21 protein-coding genes are annotated in these 17,841 nt (G+C 44.5%); 3 read left to right on the plus strand and 18 right to left on the minus strand.

Annotated elements, in window-relative coordinates; genetic code table 11:
• The 4 genes from mraW to UF75_RS18080 form a co-directional block, all read right to left on the minus strand.
• Nucleotides 1-131, minus strand: a 131-nt coding sequence (gene mraW, locus UF75_RS27410) for a 16S rRNA (cytosine(1402)-N(4))-methyltransferase (protein ID WP_082075219.1), incomplete at its 3' end; no start/stop codon positions are given.
• Nucleotides 132-147: 16 nt separating this feature from the next.
• Nucleotides 148-579: a division/cell wall cluster transcriptional repressor MraZ gene (mraZ, locus tag UF75_RS18070; protein WP_197079454.1), complete on the minus strand. Its 432-nt coding sequence runs from the start codon at nucleotides 577-579 to the stop codon at nucleotides 148-150.
• Between the two features lie 246 nt (nucleotides 580-825).
• A complete protein-coding gene (locus UF75_RS27415; RefSeq protein WP_082075217.1) occupies nucleotides 826-1,377 on the minus strand; it encodes a LysM peptidoglycan-binding domain-containing protein in 552 nt (183 codons plus the stop codon).
• A gap of 351 nt (nucleotides 1,378-1,728) precedes the next feature.
• Entirely contained in the window at nucleotides 1,729-1,926 is a 198-nt protein-coding gene (locus UF75_RS18080; RefSeq protein WP_045575970.1) for a DUF1858 domain-containing protein, read from the minus strand.
• 475 nt (nucleotides 1,927-2,401) lie between these two features.
• Between UF75_RS18080 and UF75_RS29245 the strand changes: the two genes are divergently transcribed.
• Nucleotides 2,402-2,683, plus strand: a complete 282-nt coding sequence (locus UF75_RS29245) for a hypothetical protein (RefSeq protein WP_197079451.1) — start codon at nucleotides 2,402-2,404, stop codon at nucleotides 2,681-2,683.
• Between the two features lie 91 nt (nucleotides 2,684-2,774).
• Here the strand turns inward: UF75_RS29245 and UF75_RS18090 are convergent, their stop codons facing one another.
• The 14 genes from UF75_RS18090 to UF75_RS18150 all read right to left on the minus strand — a co-directional run bounded on the left by UF75_RS18090 (nucleotide 2,775) and on the right by UF75_RS18150 (nucleotide 17,006).
• Complete coding sequence (locus tag UF75_RS18090; RefSeq protein WP_045575972.1) at nucleotides 2,775-3,851, minus strand: methionine synthase; 1,077 nt, start codon at nucleotides 3,849-3,851, stop codon at nucleotides 2,775-2,777.
• A gap of 5 nt (nucleotides 3,852-3,856) precedes the next feature.
• On the minus strand, nucleotides 3,857-6,010 hold the full coding sequence (locus UF75_RS18095) for a glycosyl hydrolase (protein ID WP_045575973.1): 2,154 nt from the start codon (nucleotides 6,008-6,010) through the stop codon (nucleotides 3,857-3,859).
• A gap of 339 nt (nucleotides 6,011-6,349) precedes the next feature.
• On the minus strand, nucleotides 6,350-6,772 hold the full coding sequence (locus UF75_RS18100; protein WP_045575974.1) for a transcriptional repressor: 423 nt from the start codon (nucleotides 6,770-6,772) through the stop codon (nucleotides 6,350-6,352).
• Between the two features lie 205 nt (nucleotides 6,773-6,977).
• Complete coding sequence (locus UF75_RS27420) at nucleotides 6,978-7,148, minus strand: 4Fe-4S binding protein (RefSeq protein ID WP_082075218.1); 171 nt, start codon at nucleotides 7,146-7,148, stop codon at nucleotides 6,978-6,980.
• A 117-nt stretch (nucleotides 7,149-7,265) separates the two neighbouring features.
• Nucleotides 7,266-7,421, minus strand: a complete 156-nt coding sequence (locus UF75_RS29250; protein WP_197079452.1) for a hypothetical protein — start codon at nucleotides 7,419-7,421, stop codon at nucleotides 7,266-7,268.
• Nucleotides 7,422-7,510: 89 nt separating this feature from the next.
• Nucleotides 7,511-8,854 carry a VWA domain-containing protein gene (locus UF75_RS18110; RefSeq protein ID WP_045575976.1) on the minus strand — a complete coding sequence of 448 codons (1,344 nt, stop codon included), beginning with the start codon at nucleotides 8,852-8,854 and terminating at the stop codon, nucleotides 7,511-7,513.
• Nucleotides 8,841-9,758: a MoxR family ATPase gene (locus UF75_RS18115; RefSeq protein ID WP_045575977.1), complete on the minus strand. Its 918-nt coding sequence runs from the start codon at nucleotides 9,756-9,758 to the stop codon at nucleotides 8,841-8,843. Before UF75_RS18115 ends, UF75_RS18110 begins: the two co-directional genes overlap by 14 nt.
• A gap of 361 nt (nucleotides 9,759-10,119) precedes the next feature.
• Nucleotides 10,120-11,256 carry an N-acetyl-alpha-D-glucosaminyl L-malate synthase BshA gene (gene bshA / locus UF75_RS18120; protein ID WP_045575978.1) on the minus strand — a complete coding sequence of 379 codons (1,137 nt, stop codon included), beginning with the start codon at nucleotides 11,254-11,256 and terminating at the stop codon, nucleotides 10,120-10,122.
• Nucleotides 11,257-11,317: 61 nt separating this feature from the next.
• Entirely contained in the window at nucleotides 11,318-11,677 is a 360-nt protein-coding gene (locus UF75_RS18125; protein ID WP_045575979.1) for a YlbF family regulator, read from the minus strand.
• A 93-nt stretch (nucleotides 11,678-11,770) separates the two neighbouring features.
• Nucleotides 11,771-12,460, minus strand: a complete 690-nt coding sequence (locus UF75_RS18130; protein ID WP_045575980.1) for a hypothetical protein — start codon at nucleotides 12,458-12,460, stop codon at nucleotides 11,771-11,773.
• Nucleotides 12,461-12,611: 151 nt separating this feature from the next.
• Nucleotides 12,612-13,373 (minus strand): histidinol-phosphatase, encoded by a 762-nt coding sequence (locus tag UF75_RS18135; RefSeq protein WP_045575981.1) that lies wholly within the window; start codon nucleotides 13,371-13,373, stop codon nucleotides 12,612-12,614.
• A 69-nt stretch (nucleotides 13,374-13,442) separates the two neighbouring features.
• Nucleotides 13,443-14,762 (minus strand): metallopeptidase TldD-related protein, encoded by a 1,320-nt coding sequence (locus tag UF75_RS18140; protein ID WP_045575982.1) that lies wholly within the window; start codon nucleotides 14,760-14,762, stop codon nucleotides 13,443-13,445.
• Nucleotides 14,759-16,252 (minus strand): TldD/PmbA family protein, encoded by a 1,494-nt coding sequence (locus UF75_RS18145; RefSeq protein ID WP_045575983.1) that lies wholly within the window; start codon nucleotides 16,250-16,252, stop codon nucleotides 14,759-14,761. Before UF75_RS18145 ends, UF75_RS18140 begins: the two co-directional genes overlap by 4 nt.
• A gap of 247 nt (nucleotides 16,253-16,499) precedes the next feature.
• Nucleotides 16,500-17,006 carry a GNAT family N-acetyltransferase gene (locus UF75_RS18150; protein WP_045575984.1) on the minus strand — a complete coding sequence of 169 codons (507 nt, stop codon included), beginning with the start codon at nucleotides 17,004-17,006 and terminating at the stop codon, nucleotides 16,500-16,502.
• A 302-nt stretch (nucleotides 17,007-17,308) separates the two neighbouring features.
• Here UF75_RS18150 and UF75_RS29655 point away from each other — a divergent pair, with 302 nt between their 5' ends.
• Both UF75_RS29655 and UF75_RS18155 read left to right on the plus strand, forming a co-directional pair.
• Nucleotides 17,309-17,476 carry a hypothetical protein gene (locus UF75_RS29655; protein ID WP_156146504.1) on the plus strand — a complete coding sequence of 56 codons (168 nt, stop codon included), beginning with the start codon at nucleotides 17,309-17,311 and terminating at the stop codon, nucleotides 17,474-17,476.
• Nucleotides 17,477-17,600: 124 nt separating this feature from the next.
• Nucleotides 17,601-17,841, plus strand: a 241-nt coding sequence (locus UF75_RS18155; RefSeq protein ID WP_242860317.1) for a Na/Pi symporter, incomplete at its 3' end; no start/stop codon positions are given.

Genomic DNA, 17,841 nt, shown 5'->3' on the forward strand with positions numbered 1-17,841 from the left:
CCTAGCTTTGATAGAATCCTTTGGCTATGTCCGGCTCCACCCAGTGTGCAATCGACATACTTACCTGAGGAATTTATAACGACAGCGTCTATCGTCTCTTTCAACAATACTGTAACATGATGAAACTCCAACTAAATCCGTCCCTTTCTATATGCCGAGCTGAACTAAGGATTCAGCAGCGCTGGCATAAGCACTTTCAGCTTGCCGACTGTAGTCTGTCCAAAGTGTCTGACTCCAAATCTCGACTCGACTTGACACTCCCACCAGAACCAGGTCCTTTTCCAATTGCGCATAATCACGCAAATTTGCCGGCAATAGAATTCTTCCCTGCTTATCCAGTTCACATTCAGTCGCCCCGGAAAAAAAGAAACGGACAAAAGCACGAACATCAGGTTGGGTAAACGGTAGCGCACGGAGCTTCTGCTCTAAATCATTCCATTCGGAGCGAGGGTAAACAAACAAACAATGATCTAAGCCTTTAGTCACAATAAATTGTTCCCCCAAGGCTTCTCGGAATTTCGCTGGGATTATCAACCGACCTTTCCCATCAATTGTATGAATGTATTCCCCCATAAACATAGTGCTCACCCCACTGTCAGTGGATATCCTCTCCACTTTACCCCACTTCTTCCCACTATTCTCCATACATGACCATAATCCTGCTCACTTATTGGCCTTTTTAAAGAAAAATTTAAAGATAGGAATAAAGTCCTACTCTTGCGTGCCTTAATGGAAGAGCGTTCAAACGTATAAAACTTCAGATGGAGTAAAAACTCCACCTGAAGTAAGCCTGCATTTATATGACATTTTAAGAATATACCTAGTCTACCCTTTTAAATTTGATCCCCTGAACTCCGACACTCCAGGAATAAATAAGATCTGTCCTGGGTAAATCAAATCCGGGTTACGCAAGTTATTCGCGAGAATTATAGCCTGCATTGTAGTACCATAGCGTTTTGCAATTTTGTAAATTGTATCCCCTTTTTTCACGACATAGACTTCCGGTTCAGGGGTAGGCACGGGGGTTGGCATTGGGCAATGATGCTGGTAATGCATCATGTGTGGTCCACAGGGTGCACAAGCCATTGGGTTGTCGACATCAATCGAAACAAAACCAGGATCCATATCTACGTCCAAATTTACAAAACCGCCTTGGGGATACATCCCAGCACCACCGGCCATCTGCATTCCTTGCATTCCTTGCATTCCTGGCATCCCTGGCATCCCTGGCATCCCTTGCATTCCTGACATCCCTGGCATACCTTGCATTCCTGACATCCCTGGCATACCTTGCATTCCTGACATCCCTGGCATACCTTGCATTCCACCCATACCAGGTGCTGCAATTGGATTATAAGCAACGGAACGTAATTCCATATAAATTCCTCCTTTAACTATTGCAAGTCGAATCTTTAAATGTGATCTATTCTCTTGCCTTTAACTAATAACAATATATGGAAACACCGGAAAGGTGTGTATGTACTTTTTAATAATTTGGATTTTTTAATGGAAAGTTTACATTAGCTCAAGTAAAAGTGATTCTTTTTTCCGGTCTGTTAAGAAACTACTTGCCTATAACCCTAACTTGTACAATAAGCGTAATAATCCATTCTTTAGAAGTTAACAAAATGACCTTATGTCCCTATATCGGACAATATTGTGATTTAAGCACAAACGGAGCTAGCTCAAGTATGAGCTAGCTCCGTTTGTCTTATCAATTAGCTAGGATTAGGCATCTGCAATTGCCTTATTCAATTTTGCTACAAGTTCATCAGCATTCTGTCCATGGGTTAGCGCTGCACCTTCTATGCTCTCCATTGTGGATGATGGACATCCTAAGCAATGCATCCCAAGCTCTAGAAAAATCTGAACTGTTTGGGGATATGATCGTAACACTTGACCTACAGTCATCTCTTTCGTTAACATGTAACTATTCCTCCTTGGATTCCTTAGTAAAAGACTCGGTTTTATTATAAAGCATATTTGTCGGATATGCAACCTTATCGATGCTCGAAGTTCGAAGTTCGAAGTTCGAAATCCGAGGTTCAGTTGCCGTTGATCACTTACTCCGTGCAAACATTTCCCCCGTTCCAAGCCCCGGGACGCAGTGTGATACATCAGCGACGTCTTTACGTAAGCAGACTTCCATTCAAGCGACCGACCCCAGATACGAGAGTTGCAAATCTAAGTCAAAAGCGTCCCTAACTTGCACGCAGACGGTGCACATGTAATGTGCCATCCCCCAAACCTTCCGTTCCTCGGACCCAAGCCCAGGACGCAGTGTGACACGAGCGCAAGGTCTTTACGAAAGCAGAATTGCAAACTTCCGCTCAAGCGACCGACCCCAGATACGGGGCAGTGTACAAGGTCCCTTCTCGCCATCCTGCAAGAAGGTTAATACGTGCGAAGACAGTGTCTTCGGGCTTCAGGGACACTCGGCCATCCTTGGCCAGCGGATGTACACTGCCGCCAATGCGCCAAGGTCCCTTCTCGCCGTCCTGCAAGAAGGTTAATACGTGCAAAGACAGTGTCTTCGGGCTACAGGGACACTTGTCCATCACGGCACCTTGCCATCCATGGCGGTGCTCTAACCTCAAACGTCCTGTTTGAGTCATGGACGGCGGATGGCGCTTTTGGCACGATAGTCTCCATTGGAGATTATCGCCGTAGGCGCATTCTTTGAAATAATACTATCGCCGAAGGATGGACCCCGCACCCCATAGCAGGAGCTTGAACGGTTAGTTTGCTCTGCGTCGTAAGCACCAAGCGCTGTGTCACACAAGTCCTCTCACAAGTCCCCCGATTTCCATTAAAAGTTTGTAGACATGTTCTGCCAAATCTTTCGGAAGTGTTCCTGTCCCACAACTTGGAGTTAACATACTTTGTTGACGAAGAAGTGATTCGTCGACCCCTCGTTTCACAAGCTCTTCGATGTTCTGTTCCAATCGGACTATAAGTTTCTGAGTCGTTTCTTCCCAAGCTACAGGATTTGTAGGAACAATCCCCCAAGAAAGAATTCCGCCACGTGCTAAATATCGATTTATCGGCTCAGCTAAAACCATCATACTTTGCATATAATCATAGGCATCAAAATTTACAACCTCAACCTTGGAGTCAAAAAGAAGAGTCCAATCCATCCCTGCACAGACATGCACACCAGGAATTCCACCTTGCCGAAGAATTCCTTCAATAATTACGTTCAATTCTTCAATAAGTTGCTCTCTACTTAACGTGACATGTGTTGAGGCACCAAATCCATAAAGTCCTGGATCGTCTATCGTCATCAAGACGGGTAACCCGAACTTCCGAAGTCGTTTGGTTTGCCACTCAGCATGCATGGCAAGAGTTTTAACCAGCATATCCCGAAGAGTATCATCATAATAACTTGATCGTCTATTTTTATCGGTAATTTGCATTCCCAGGGTTAATGAACCACTAACTTGGCCTTTTAAAAGCACAGCATCCCGTGTTCCGAAACGCTCAAGATCTCGGCAGAAAGCTTCAAAACCCTCGCCGCCTTGTGCACTAAAGCCAAACTTCTCCAGAGCTTGTTCGTTTCCGTCAACAGCCTCTAAATATAGCTCGTAGAATACCGTCATTCGGTCAACCCAATCCGTAGCCTCAACTTGAAACTTTGGTTCTTGAACATTGGCAATGACTCCCGTTTCAATCAGAGCATTGAGATACTGACCCACAAAAGAGCTTTCTGCTCCAAGGCTAGGAAGTTGAGGCCAATGCGGCGCAAACGGTACGCTTTTCCAAATCAATCCCAACGCATCTTCGCTCGTCTTTAGAGGTACACTTCCTACACCCGTAGTGAGAAAATGTGGTTTGAAACTGTTATTGTTCATCTATATTAACCCCTTCCCATCCAATAAAATATTGACTCAGATAGCATATGCCAAAGATAAATCCAATCTCCAACGTAAAATGAAGCCCAAACTAAGACTGAACCTGCCATGATTCCAGGCACCCACAAGAAGGGCAAGTAATGCCCCCCAACTCGATGAATATCACGAACACGAATAGGCAGAAACAGAATAACAAGCGCAGTATAGCCTAGAATCGGGAAGTAGAAAGGAACTCCCCAGGGAAACGATGCCCAGCCTATTGCAATAAAGACTGCCCACCGATAACGACGTTCCAGCCAATACACAAGCCCTACAGCATGTGGGGCGTCCGGCATATGGGGAGACACTACTCCAACTTGAAGCAACCGGATAAGCATGAATAATACAGTCAACATTTCCCAGACCAACCATGGGGATTGCGCCTGAACTAATTCAATTCTAGGCCACAAATGTGAGAACCAGGGACTTATATGGATTGGAATACGGAATATTCCAGAAGTGACAAGCCCCGCTAGCATACCTTCACGCGCAAATACGAATAACCCATCCCAAAGCCAAGCACGGCGCAAGCGACGCTTGGGCTTCTTTTCTCCTATTTCCTTGTAACGCCATATAGTTGACCGGAGATTCATCCAAGCCAAATAAAACATTAAGAGAGCCCATACCCCTGCAGCAATGGCTTCATTAACCCAAAGAACACGTGGGAGCGAAGGGGTTTCGACCGTTACCTGCCCCCAGTCTCCTTGAAGGTTATTTCCTTGAATAACTAGTAACTGCTCCTCAGAAAAGTCTGAAATACTGTGATGAGTGGTTTCGAGGGCAAAGGCTAGATTAGGTTGAACTTCTTTCACAGCCTGTTGAAGATAAGTTTTTGCCAAATTATCGGAATCTAAACCCTTTCCAACTGTCCATGCCCATAGAGATGGATGGAGCATTTTTTCTTTAATGTTTTTTCGAAAGACGATCGGTTGTGGGAGCCGATGAGATGGAATTAGTTCTACGGGCAATTCTGCCCATAACCCCATACCGACCCGGTCAGCCGCCTGTAACCATAGCTCATCAGGGGATTGACCTATAAAATAGATTAAGTTAACTCCTTTTTGACGTTCGGATCTTAGCCAAGCTTCCACCTGTTCGGTATGTCTAAGCTTATACTCATCTTGCGGCATTAAGGCCTTCCCCATGATGGGAATAACCTGGTCATTTAATACCCATTTTCCAGCCGAAAAGGCGATTGTACGCAGACCTATGGGCAACGCCAAATCATCCATATCAGCCTTGCTGTTCGTAACCGTCAAATGCAACTGATAGAGATAAGGATCCTCCAAAGTCCAACGCCTCGCATCAGGTACAGAAAAAGTCAATGTTACCGGACGATTATCTACCTTTTCTTGAGGTTCCAGTGTTATAGTCTGCTCTGCTACCCCCGCTGAGCCATCCGATAGCACTCCGTTAACGGTCCAAGGACCGTCTTGAGAAAACCCTCGCAGCTGTAAACTTGATTCTACCGTAATTTGTGCGGTAGTTCCCGTCCACGCTACGCGCACCTGCGGAGGCATAATCGTCGTTTCAACTACTGCATTTAAACGGAAATCGCCTGTGATGCGCCCCGATCTTGGCCAAGCGGAGCCCAAAAACGTAGCTCGTTGCCCTGCACTTCCTGCGAGCTCAATTATCAGAATATTATCTTCGCCATAGCGAAACGCCTTAGCTGGAATTTCTATTTCGTCTGCCCCGCCGCTTCCTTCAAATTCGCCGATTTTCTGACTACTTGAGATCCCATTTAAGTATACGCTGGCATGCCCCTGAACGCTATTCATCGTGAGCAACATAGTACGGGAACTCCATTCCCCTGGGATTCGTACTCGCTTAGCCACGACTCTAAATCTCTCACTTGACGGTAGTGTTATGAGTTTCCCTCCCGTTAAAAAGGATTGATTGTTAATTCCTTTAATACGTTCGGATTCCGTTGTCCAAGCTTGACGTAATGAAGAGAACTGATCCCAACTCCCATTTAAATTTTGCATAAAACGTGTCGCACTTATACCACTTTGCCCCGCTTGAAGAGACTCCCCTTGAACATTTCGCCAATACCACCATAATGTACCCATAGTTAAAGCCCATAAAGCAATAAAGATCATTAAGCGCCGATTGAACATAAAATCCCCTCTTTACCCACTTCCAACACCCCCACTATTTAATGGGAGTTCCGTGCTCGCTTCGGTGACAAAAGCCTCTCACAGGGTTAACACCAAAAGAACGCTGTCGCCCATAGATGACTAACGCCGAAAACGCACACCCCTAACAAATACTATCGTGCTAAAGAATAGCAAATTAAGATTAGTTGACTTATTCGTGAAAAATCTTCAAAACCCTTGCTGATAATATAGGAAACTTTGGTGTTGACCTAAAACATAAGAAAAATAAACCCATGGGTAGTTGCTTACATTGAAGCATATTTTACCCATGAGTTATGTGGAGTAACTCTCTCGTTTTATTCAGTGCATACTTTTGGTGCAGTCAGGACATATCCCGTAAAATTCCATGCGATGCCCTAATATTTGAAAACCTGATTCCTCCATAACTTCTTGATCTAAGTCAATCAGAGTGCGATGAAGGTCTGCCACCTTACCACATGTTGAACAAACGATATGATAATGGTTTATGGGATTCCCATCAAAACGACTTGACATATCGCCATAAGACAACTCTAAAAGGTGCCCATGTTCTTTCAGCATGTTTAGTGTATTATAAATTGTGCCTAAACTTACTCCTGGAAACTTCGCCTTAACATGATGATAAATTTCATCTGCCGTGGGATGAGATTTAGTTTCAAGTAGGAATTCTAGAATAGCCTGCCTCTGCGGTGTAAAACGGACACCTTTATTTTTTAACTGTTTAAGAATTTCGATGGCATCCATACCTACGTCCCCTTTTATTGTAATTTAAAATTATTGTTATTTAAATTTTAAATTAAGATAATAAATTTGTCAATAAAAATCCACTAAACTAATTATCCTGATGCACTGGTCAGATCGAATGATTTCTTTAGTAAAATTGTTAATGAACGCAAAAAAGGAGAGTAATTTTTACTCTCCCTTTTGCGTTTATACGTTGATAAAGTAATTACGCTGGATTTGGTGCCTCAACTGGACAGACCGTGGCACATGACCCACAATCGATGCAAAGATCTGCATTGATGACGTATAAACCATCACCTTCACTAATTGCTGAAACTGTACATTCTCCTTCGCAAGCACCGCAACTAATGCATTCTGAACTGATAACGTATGCCATGTTACAACATCCCCTTTTCTCCCAACTTCAAAACCAAATATACCAAAGCTTCGAAGAAAAGGCAAGTATAAGTAAACTTTTAGTATTTCCCATTGCCAATTCAGATTATGCAACGATTTACAAATCTCTTTCCGGTCGATAGGGTACTTGATAAAGTCGACGCAGACAATGTGAGCAATAGGGTAAAACACGATTGCTCACGTGATTCCTTCTGAATAAGATGTGACCCAGATCTTCATGTTCAAACCCGCAAGCACGACATTTTTCTAACATAAGTATACCTCCCACACTTTGTGTGTTTCTGTACAAGTAATCTAACTATAGTATGCTCTTTTAGCCCATAAAATAAACAAGCAATCTTTTTAGAATTGCTTGTTTAAAATTTTGGTTAAGTGACCTAGGGTGAAACATTCATACATTACACAGGAAGGAAGAAACGCTTTGACATAGGGAGTTTCAACCCAGCGACGTTCAGGGAGTGTATTGAGCCATAGCACCTGACGGACCTGACCATGTATCCCCCCAAGTAAGGCCGCCGCCTTCTCCCCCTCAAGCGTCTGTGCATCACTGACTATCAAAAGTAAGGTTTGCTTAGAAAGTGTATCCGGAAACTTACTCCGCAAAGTTTCTAAAGCATTCGCTAAATTAGTCCCTCCTCCCCATTCTTTTCCAGACACCGCTAGTGCTTCCTTAACCATAACTTCAAATCTTTGACCTTTCTTAAACTTTTCAGTTAAAGGAATCAGAACTTCCCCAAAGGCGAATGTTTTTATCCCACTCACCACTGAAGATAGTCCATAGATAAATTGCCAAATAAATTCCGTGTATTTGAGCATCGAACCAGAAATATCGCAGAGCAAGACAATTTTAGGGCGTCCCCTCCGACGGCTGCGATAGCTTCGTTCCACAAGTACCCCACCATAGCGAAGATTTCTACGTAAAGTCGAGCGCATGTCCAGTCCACCCCGCCTTCGAGCTGCTCGGTAACGACGAGTTACTTGACTAGCAAGACGTTGACTAAGGCGACGAATCAAGCGGATCACCTCTGGCCACTCTTCGGCAGATATCTTCTTTAAATCCCGACTTAAAACCTCCGCTTCGCGATCGCGAAGTGCACGTTCCACTTCAGAAAGCACACCATCGGTGGACCCTGGAGAGAAAATGGGCTCTTCTTCGTTTAACTTCTTTCTCCAATACTCCAAGGACCCCCTGAGAACACGTTCAACCATAGGTTGATAAGAATGGTCCACAGGTACTCCGCTTCGCGTGCCATTCGATGATTTTTCTAAGAAATCGCGCAGACGTTGTTTATCTTTCTCCGGAAGACTAGCATAGATAGCTCGTTGTTCTTCCGAAAGATCCAACTCGTTTTCCTGAAAACGCAAGTCCTTTCGGGTACTCTCGATCTGCTCGTTCCATTGACTTGTCTTGTCTTCTGCATCCTTCTGCCAGGCCTGTTTCTGTTCTAATGACGCAAAGTATGCCCGAAAGGCCTCTTTAAACGCTGAAATATATTGAACATCTTTTACGAGCGTCGCCTGGAGCACGGCCTCTACCCTGTCTCGATCGACTAAGCCAAGCAAAGATAATCCATCTGCGGCATCAGAAATTTCCGAAGGGCTGATTTTAAGCCCTACTGACCTTAATAATTGAGCAAACTCCACTAAATGACGATCCAATTCGCTGACTCTATCATGACTGTCCATGAACACGTCTTTCTCCTTGTGCCAACTTACTAGACTCAAATAGGAGGCGTTCCGCACCCATCTCCCGATAGAAAAGTTCAACATCATCTTGGCTCTTAAGTAGTAATGTCAGAGTCGCATCAACCCAAGCAGGATCAAGGCCAGTCTTACCCATCACGAGCAAGGCCTTAGCCCAGTCCATTGTTTCGGATACCGAAGGAATCTTATTTAGAACGAGGCGTTCTCTAAGAATATTAACAGCCCTTGCCACATCTAAAGCTAATCGTTCTGGTAAATTAGGAATTTTTGCTCGCAGAATTCGGACTTCTTTATTAACGGAAGGCGGTTCCACGTGTAAAAAAATGCAGCGTCGTTTTAACCCGTCCGAAAGTTCCCGTTCTCCATTAGACGTCAAAACGACAATCGGACGTTCTTTGGCCACAATGGTCCCCATCTCAGGAATTGTCACTTGAAACTCCCCTAATAGTTCAAAAAGAAATGCTTCAAATTCCGAATCCGTCTTATCAATTTCATCGATGAGCAACACCGTTCTTTTTTCACTCAAAAGAGCTTGAAGTAAGGGACGAGGTAATAAATAATCCGTTGAAAAAAGATCTGCTTCTGAGAGATGCTCTCGTCCCATTTGAATCTTTAAAAGTTGACGCTGATAATTCCATTCGTAAAGCGCCTTAGTTTCATCAAGCCCCTCATAACACTGCAAGCGGATTAATGGAGCCCCAAAGACCTGGCTTAGCACCTTTGCAATTTCCGTCTTTCCTACCCCTGCTGGGCCTGAAACTAAAAGTGGTTTACCTAGTTCGGTCGCTAAAAACGCAGTAAGCGCAATTCGATCATTCCGTTCAGTAATATAACCAATTGATTCCAACTCATTTTCAAACTGATCTAGCGTCATCCGATCTGGCATCTAAACACCCCCTAATCGATGTTCGGTATTCGTGGTTCGTGGTTCGAACGCTTAACTCAAACACAACTACGATATTCGATATTTAATGTTCATCATTCAAATCTTAACACGAACCACGAATATCTATGATATCTGTATTCAAGACTATAAACCACTAACTTACTAACTTACTAACTTACTAACTTCTAACTTACTAACTTACTAACTTGCTAACTTGCTAACTTACTAACTTACTAACTTACTAACTTGCTAACTTGCTAACTTTACGAACTACTATCCTAAGATATCAAACCACGAACCACCAACCACGAACTACGATATGACCTTCGCGGACTTCCAAATTCAAACCACGATTTTCGATCTACGAACTACGACTTTGGACTACGCTCTCGTATACCGACTCATATTCTTGGACAGCCCTGTCCACCGGGAACCTCTCTCGCGCCCAAGTTACAGCTTGTTCAGAAAAGGATTTATACCGTAAATTATCGGTTAATAGCCTAAGAACTGCCTCGCTCATTCCTTGGACATCTCGGACGTCTGCAAGATATCCTGTCTTTCCATCTTGAACAACCTCGGGTAACCCGCCAACCCGACTGGCAACGACCGGAACCCCACAGGCCATCGCTTCAAGGGCGACAAGGCCGAAACTTTCTTGTTCCGAAGGGAGAATAAAGACATCTACCATCTGCAAAATTTCTTTAACACTTTCCTGTTTCCCCAAAAAACAGACTTTTCTCTCAAGTCCAAGTTTTACGACCTCTCGTTCAACCCGGCTCATTTCTGGTCCATCACCGACCAGTAGAAGCCGACATGGAATGGCCTTTTCAACTTGACAGAATATCCTCACCACATCTACAACCCGTTTCACTTCTCTAAAGTTCGAGATGTGGGCCAGAATCTTCTCACCCTGGGGAGCAAAATGGCCCCTATAACGATCCATTAACCCTTCCATTGGCATATAGACGTTGGGATCGATAAAATTCGGTATGACCTTGATATCTTGATCTATTGCTCCAAAAGTCTCTTCTGTTTCCCGTGCTAATGAACGAGAAACAGCCGTTATTCTGTCGCTAGCTTTAAGTCCTAAGCGCGTCAAGTTATAAAATTCTTCAAAAGCCCCAACCAAAGTAACATCTGTACCATGCAGTGTTGTCACCAGTGGAAGTGGTCTGGACATCATCTGTTTGGCTAAAAAGGCACTAATACTGTGTGGTATTGCATAATGAGCATGGATCACATCTAACCCTACATAATTGGCGACTTCAACGATCTTATTAGCGAGCAACAACGTATAGGGTGGAAATTTAAACAAAGGGTAGTTTACATCAGTTACCTCGTGAAAAAAAAGATTCTCATGAAATCGATGCAAGCGAAAGGGGCGAGCAGAGGAAATAAAATGAACTTCATGCCCTCGCTCCCCCAATGCATACCCTAGCTCTGTTGCGACAACCCCACTACCCCCATAACTCGGGTAACAAACCATTCCAATTTTCATCAATTCAAACCTTCTTTAATCCAGCATATCCCCGTAAGTCATTGACTACAAAGGCAAGCGTTCAGGGGGCCATCTCTTCAAAACCTATCGGCATAGCGTCTTGAATTGCCTCTCCAATGATTTTTTGAATATCGTTGACAATACATGAAACTTCAAATTCCGCTTCTAAATACTCCCTCGCCGCAGGGTTTATACTTACTAAGCTATATAAGCGTTCCAGCTCTTGCTGTTTCTCTTCGCTGATTTCCTGTTCTAACATTTGTGCCTCGCGAATCTCCCATTGTTTCAATTGAAACTCGCGTACCATCTTGTGATTACTAGCATCACTCATTACTTTCTCTTTTGATTTAAGAAATTGCTTAAATTGATCCGATTCTTTGAGAGTCCGCGCCAATTCATAAGCTAAATCGTTTGCAGCCATTATCCTTTTCCTCTCCTCTATCCCTCTATCTCTATAATTGTCTTATTATATATAATTTTAAAGGCAGAGACAAATTACATCTTACACTCAGGTTTACTGACTTATACCAACAAGTTCCTCTAAGAGATCAAAAGCCTGCAAACGGCTATAGGAGAGCAAGTCATCCCACTGTCCTTGGTCAAGTTTCCACGGACAATGCACTGCCACACGACTGGCAAATCCCAACGGGCAGCCGCCATACATCTTTTCCAATCGACGTTGAGAAAGACTCATTAACCCAGGAGCATGTGCATTACACGTTATCGGTTCAAGACAAAGGGTCGGCTTGTCCTCATAGGTCACAAGTAATGAAAATTTCGAGAGCTGCCTTATAGCCACTTTATCTCGCAAAATAGGACCTACCAACGGTACGGAATCTGGTTGGATAATCCCACCTAGTTTTCGCCAAAAATTCTTGTCATCCGAACTACTGATGGAAGCCCATACTCCGACTGCCCCCATTTGACGAGCAAAACGCACCACAAAACGGGCAAAGTCACATTCAGTAGTTCCTTTCAAAGACAATCCATCTAAAATAACTAACCGTTCGGCACTGCTTAAGGTGAGTTCTCCAATTCCCCCCTCCCCCAACTGAAGCACATTTAATCCTGGTAACACATGGATCTGTGGATTTAATCCCGTACCCTTATCCGTCAAAAAAGCCCCTAGGGCTTGCGCCCAATCTTCAAGGCCATCCTCATTCCAATCTGATCTTGGGGAAAGTTCAATTTCAATCCAAGGCATTTGCTCGCCTCCTTTACACTCCGTCAAAACACATATAATCTAGTGTTTCACCACCGTGTAAAGTTATGCAAACACCAACACCCTTCTCACTAACTGTTACGATTAAGCAATAATCTACAAATTTTTGACACTTACCGAAAATATCAAGCGACTAATCGAAGGCATGACGTACTTTGTCAAAATTACTAAACCCAACCACCGATTGAACCCCAATCTGTTGCAAAACCTTACTTGCTTCCTCTAGATCTCGGCCTACAGCTTCGGAACAATGAGCATCCGACCCCAACGTAAAATCAATCCCCCGCCGCTGAATTTCTTCCATTAAACGTCTTTCAGGGTAAAATTCCTGAACAGGTTTATACCGACCATTAGTGTTAACTTCCAAGGTTAACCCCCGTTCCGCCACGACTGTTAACACCTCATCCGCCAACTTTAAGATATCTGTTCTCGGTCGAATTCCAAATAGTTTAATGAGGTCAAGGTGACCTATCGTCGTAAATAGTCCACAACCAGCTGCCCGAGTTACAACTTCAAAGTATTCACGGTAAAGCTCATCTGCATCTTTCTTATAATGCATCTGCTCCTCTTCCGCAATATCAAAGATCCAACCATTCATTTCATGGACCGATCCAATCACAAAATCAAACGGATATTGAGCCACCAATTGTTTGATTCGCCCTTCATCTTCGGGCCGATATTCTGCTTCCAAGCCGACTCGAACTGCTAAATCGGGATATTCGTTCGCCACTTCCCGGATTAGTGAAAAATTCATTTGCTCAAAATAATAATCATGATCGGCAAATCCAATTTCCTTTAATCCCCTGCGGGACGCAACCTCTAAAAACGCTCGAATGTTTTCTCGGTTTGCCTCTCGATCGTTATGCCCGATAAGATGAACATGTAAATCTAACATTACCGCATTCAGACTCCTTCACTTTTATTTTTTTCCCTGGCCCACTTCGATGCGGAAAGGGGTCCTGTTTTAAAGAGTTTGTACTCCGGTTTTTAATATTAGATAAGGATGATCATTTAAATTTGAGTGGGCCATCCTTGTCGTTGATGCAGCCAAATCCGCCAAGAAATTACCCGTCAATTTTACATCCGTTCTCCCGACAATCTTACCCTTTAAAATACGCAAACTGTGAGGCGCACTGAGTGAATACGATCCCGAGACTGCCTCTTGAGTATGTAAACCGAGCACGGATAACACAAGTACCCCATCCTCTACCTCTTGTAACGCTTCTTCCCAACGAACCTCGTATTGGTGCTTAAGATATAGTCCGCCCATTCCTTGCGGTAAGGCCGTCGGCTTCGCACCCCAGCGTATAGCCTCTTTAACTCGCAGATAAGGAGTCTGCAAAAGTCCCTCTCGCACTAACATAGTACGCTGTGCAGGGACTCCCTCAGGCGTCACCAGATAGGACCCTAATTCAAGGGGTTGAAGCGGATCAATGATTAGGGAAACGTGGGGATGAAACACTAATTTTTGCTCTAGAAAACTTTCCTTAGAAAAAGCGCCCTGCCCTTCGAGCACACGATCTCCCGAAAAGTTTGGCAGTATAAACTGTCCTAACATTTCCTCCGTCATTGACGGAGAAAGGATCACTTGAGTCTGTGGTCCAACAGAGGGAGCTTCTTTTTTCATTTCTTCATAGTGATTCACCGTTTGGGTCCATAAATCCTCCCTTTCTTCAGGTCGAATCAGACGGCGCTTAGCAAATCCGCCCCCTACTAAACTATCAAAGGAAAACCAGGTTACAAATTGAGACTGTTGATATGTAACCGCAAGCCCTGTCGAGGTACGAACATGTCGATACCCCCATGCAGCTTGGATACTACCTTGCATCTTCGAATTAGAAGGTTTCTCCGTAAGCCAATGTTTGACTTGATCAAATAAAACCTCGTCCTGACCGGCAATTATTTGTTGGATAGCGCGGTCCTCGACAGCTACCAGCGGAAGAGCTTCCGGTGTAGGGATATGTGCCGCATCAGGGTCTTCATAGGAAGCCTGCCTCCATTGCTCCAATTCATTAGACCAAAACTCTCGTTCATTTTGAAATGGAAGTTGAACAAGGGCCTGACTGCATGTCCCATCGGCCCAAACCAAAAAAACCTCGCCACTTTCACCCTGGCGATAACTAGGAGGTGTATAGACACTCCCGGGTGAATTATCCTTAATTCCTAAAGAGACTGCTTCTGATTCATGAACCAAAATCCGCCATGCTGATAAGCGTAATTCCTCTTTCTTAGGGGCCTGCTGAGACTGATAGAGAAGATCCTCTAATTGCGCAACGAGTTTCATGCCTGTTCCCCTCCCAAACTGACTTGCTGATCAACATCCATGAGCAAATAACGATGACTTCCACCACTTGAAGCGACAGATTGCCCACCTTTACCGCACGTTCCAATCGCATCGAAGGCCCCTTCTCCCAACCCTCCGCGAATTGCCTCTAGTGCGGAAAGAATTTTCCCACTGAATATCGATGGTTGGTAAATTGGAAGAGTCGGATCAGCCACATCAATAATTCCATCACACTGAAAGACAAAATCCCCCGTTTTAGGATTAACTTGTCCCCCGCGATATCCCAAAAGAAGTAGATTTTTCGTTCCCTCAAGTAACTCTCCATGACATAAAAGAGTTTCACGAACCCCCTTCACCTCATCCATCAAGTGCTCCGCTACAGTTAACGGAAGCATCCTGTCAACCAGCAAACGAATATTACTCATTCTGGGCAAAGGAATCTGTCCATAGCTCTCTGCTCGCCCCGCTCCGGTCACTGGCATTCCCGCATCTTCTGCGGAGAAAATGTCCCCTAGACCGGCTACCAACACTCCATCTTCCACAATCGTGACGGTTTGCCTTAGAAGGCCATTGGCCGAAAATGGTTGATATGCCCAATCTCCAATAAGCGGACCATCGATGATATTGACTCCAGGTCTGGCCACCCGAAGCCCTTTGCGTAGTTTTCCAGCTTCTCCTAAGACAGACTCATTCATGTGGTCCGACTCAACTGCGTGTCCGAAGGCTTCATGTGCCAACCCCTTTGCTAATCCATAGTCAATAACCAAAGGATAATGACCGCTCGGCAACAGAGGAGCACTACATACCGCTTTCGCAAATGCTGCCCTGTCCATTGCTTTAGTTTCGAGTGTATGATCTGTTATTTCCTCAAAGAGCACCGTCGCATCCATGCCACTGCGATGAACCAACGTACTCTGTGCCTTACCCTGATCCCGAACTGTCCCTTGATGCATCAAGGCCGCTCTAGGAATGACAAACGATACCAACGTTCCATCGGATCGGCCCATACACCAAACTTCTTCGATTTGACGATAACTTGTTTGCCAAGAGCCTTCTGGAAAACCATCCCGTAAACGGGAATGCAAGACCATCACCTTCTCCTGAAGTTCGACCAAAGAGATTTCTCCAAATATCTTTTGGCTAGGGTTCTCTATTTGTTCCTGAATCAGAGGAGCCTCCCAGATCTGACGATTTCGTTTTGATCCGATCTCCTCATTTCTACGGGCTAAACCAATAGCCTTTTCAACTAATTTCCGGCCGAGCTCCGGGGATAAAACATCAGAGGTGGCAAAACCTGATGCCCCCTCCTTAGTAAAGGCCTGAACCCCAAAGCCACTATCTCCTCCGGTGGAAACCCGGTCAAATCTCCCGTTACTTAAGCGCATGCTCCATTCCCGACGAGATTGAGCACGTACAATGAAATAACCTTCTAACTCCTTGGTTTCTGCCAACACTGACTGAACCAATGTCCTTATTTCTAATTGCTCCACAATTGCCCTCCTTGATCGATAAACTTTAATAAAGGTATTATACCACGATGAGAAGAAAGGAAACTCATCTCCCCCTTAAGAAGGTGAGAGTCTTAATACCGGATAACCATCAGAATAAATCATATCCCGAAGCCCGTATAAATAATGAGGCCTCAGGACATGATTTAAATAGTCTCACGTTTTCAATTTTTTATCCCACTCCTCTCTTTTACTTCACTTGCGACCGTTGATACGTCGCAAGTTTTTTTTAGTCTATACATTTGACTAATAGTTTTCGTTCTTCGGCAAAACCGAACTTTTCATAAAGCTTAAGGGCTCTCACATTATGACTACTAACCGCAAGACCTAGGTAATGAATCCCTTGAGCACGACAATGCTCCTCCGCGGCTTTGAGTAATACTTGCCCTGCACCTCTGCCCCTCCACTCTGGAATCACACCTATATCCATGATCCACCCCTGAGAAAGACCTGTTAACTCTTCGCGTGACGTCGAGTGTAGAACTAAATACCCAATTTTTTGGGCTTTCCCCTCTTCCGCGCTGGACTTTCCATTTTTCTCCGAGACCTCCACAATAAAGACAACCGATCCAGTGTTCTGTATCCACGTCCAAAACCCGGTAAGAAACCCTTCTCTGTATTTAAGCGTATCTTCGATAGGCTGTTTCCGCCATGGCGAAATACTGTCCAGCATACCTATCTTTCCAAGGGCATACATAAAAGGCCAATCACGAACAGTCCCCTCACGAACTTGCATATAATCACCCCCTAGGTAACTTATGCAATCATCTCCTGTCACGTTTTCAGCTATTCATATTTTTATTTTGAGGCACTAAAATAGGGCCTTTTTACTTTGACTAATTTAACTTGATAATTTCTATCTGTAGTTCTTGAAATCTTCTAATTCAATACAATTAATAGTGCGGTACGCAGTACACCGAGATTCAAACGCAATGTTTGAGATTAGAAGAAACTCAACGGTTCACTTGCAGAAAGCCCAGAGGTTTTGAGTTTTAGCCTTAGCGACAAGCGAATAGCAATGGAACACGATAGTCTCCGGTGACGATAGTCTCCGGTGGAGAGTATCGCCGAATGCGCACAGCCCTTAACGATTACTATCGCGCTGAGGATGAGTATCGCCGAAGCCGCTATCCCCAAAGTATACCTACCGGCGAAGGATGTGCGAACACGAAAGTCTCCAGTGGAGACTTTCGCCGAAGGCGCTGACCCACGACTAACACTTTTCGCCGTAGGATGCTAAGAAACTTCCTCTCCCACTCCCCCCACGAAAGAGGTGAGACTATTGTATATCGCCACCCTAGTACTGGGCCTCTGCCTTCTACTTTGGGGGATGAAACTCCTGCGCCATGGTCTACAATCGTTTGCAGGGCATCACCTCCACCAAGTACTTCTTCAGATGACCGCGACTCCTTGGAGAGGGTTCTGGAGTGGCTCAATATCTACAGCTCTTCTTCAATCAAGTACCGCCTTGACCGTGATGGCCGTATCGTTCGTCGATGCCGGACTCCTCCCCTTTAGCAATGCCTTTGCTTTGATCTTAGGAAGTAATATCGGAACAACCCTAACGACAC

The sequence above is a fragment of the Desulfosporosinus sp. I2 genome, from assembly GCF_000960765.1.
GTDB lineage: Bacteria > Bacillota > Desulfitobacteriia > Desulfitobacteriales > Desulfitobacteriaceae > Desulfosporosinus.

Coding starts and splice junctions, on each gene's coding strand:
- UF75_RS18090 (WP_045575972.1), bottom strand. CDS start 3,851: ATGAACAATAACAGTTTCAAACCACATTTTCTCACTACGGGTGTAGGA.
- UF75_RS18130 (WP_045575980.1), bottom strand. CDS start 12,460: ATGCCTTGGATTGAAATTGAACTTTCCCCAAGATCAGATTGGAATGAG.
- UF75_RS18115 (WP_045575977.1), bottom strand. CDS start 9,758: ATGCCAGATCGGATGACGCTAGATCAGTTTGAAAATGAGTTGGAATCA.
- UF75_RS18110 (WP_045575976.1), bottom strand. CDS start 8,854: ATGGACAGTCATGATAGAGTCAGCGAATTGGATCGTCATTTAGTGGAG.
- bshA (WP_045575978.1), bottom strand. CDS start 11,256: ATGAAAATTGGAATGGTTTGTTACCCGAGTTATGGGGGTAGTGGGGTT.
- UF75_RS18140 (WP_045575982.1), bottom strand. CDS start 14,762: ATGAAACTCGTTGCGCAATTAGAGGATCTTCTCTATCAGTCTCAGCAG.
- UF75_RS18125 (WP_045575979.1), bottom strand. CDS start 11,677: ATGGCTGCAAACGATTTAGCTTATGAATTGGCGCGGACTCTCAAAGAA.
- UF75_RS27415 (WP_082075217.1), bottom strand. CDS start 1,377: ATGGAATTACGTTCCGTTGCTTATAATCCAATTGCAGCACCTGGTATG.
- UF75_RS18100 (WP_045575974.1), bottom strand. CDS start 6,772: ATGGATGCCATCGAAATTCTTAAACAGTTAAAAAATAAAGGTGTCCGT.
- UF75_RS29250 (WP_197079452.1), bottom strand. CDS start 7,421: ATGTTAGAAAAATGTCGTGCTTGCGGGTTTGAACATGAAGATCTGGGT.
- UF75_RS27420 (WP_082075218.1), bottom strand. CDS start 7,148: ATGGCATACGTTATCAGTTCAGAATGCATTAGTTGCGGTGCTTGCGAA.
- UF75_RS18150 (WP_045575984.1), bottom strand. CDS start 17,006: ATGCAAGTTCGTGAGGGGACTGTTCGTGATTGGCCTTTTATGTATGCC.
- UF75_RS18135 (WP_045575981.1), bottom strand. CDS start 13,373: ATGTTAGATTTACATGTTCATCTTATCGGGCATAACGATCGAGAGGCA.
- UF75_RS18095 (WP_045575973.1), bottom strand. CDS start 6,010: ATGTTCAATCGGCGCTTAATGATCTTTATTGCTTTATGGGCTTTAACT.
- mraZ (WP_197079454.1), bottom strand. CDS start 579: ATGTTTATGGGGGAATACATTCATACAATTGATGGGAAAGGTCGGTTG.
- UF75_RS18080 (WP_045575970.1), bottom strand. CDS start 1,926: ATGTTAACGAAAGAGATGACTGTAGGTCAAGTGTTACGATCATATCCC.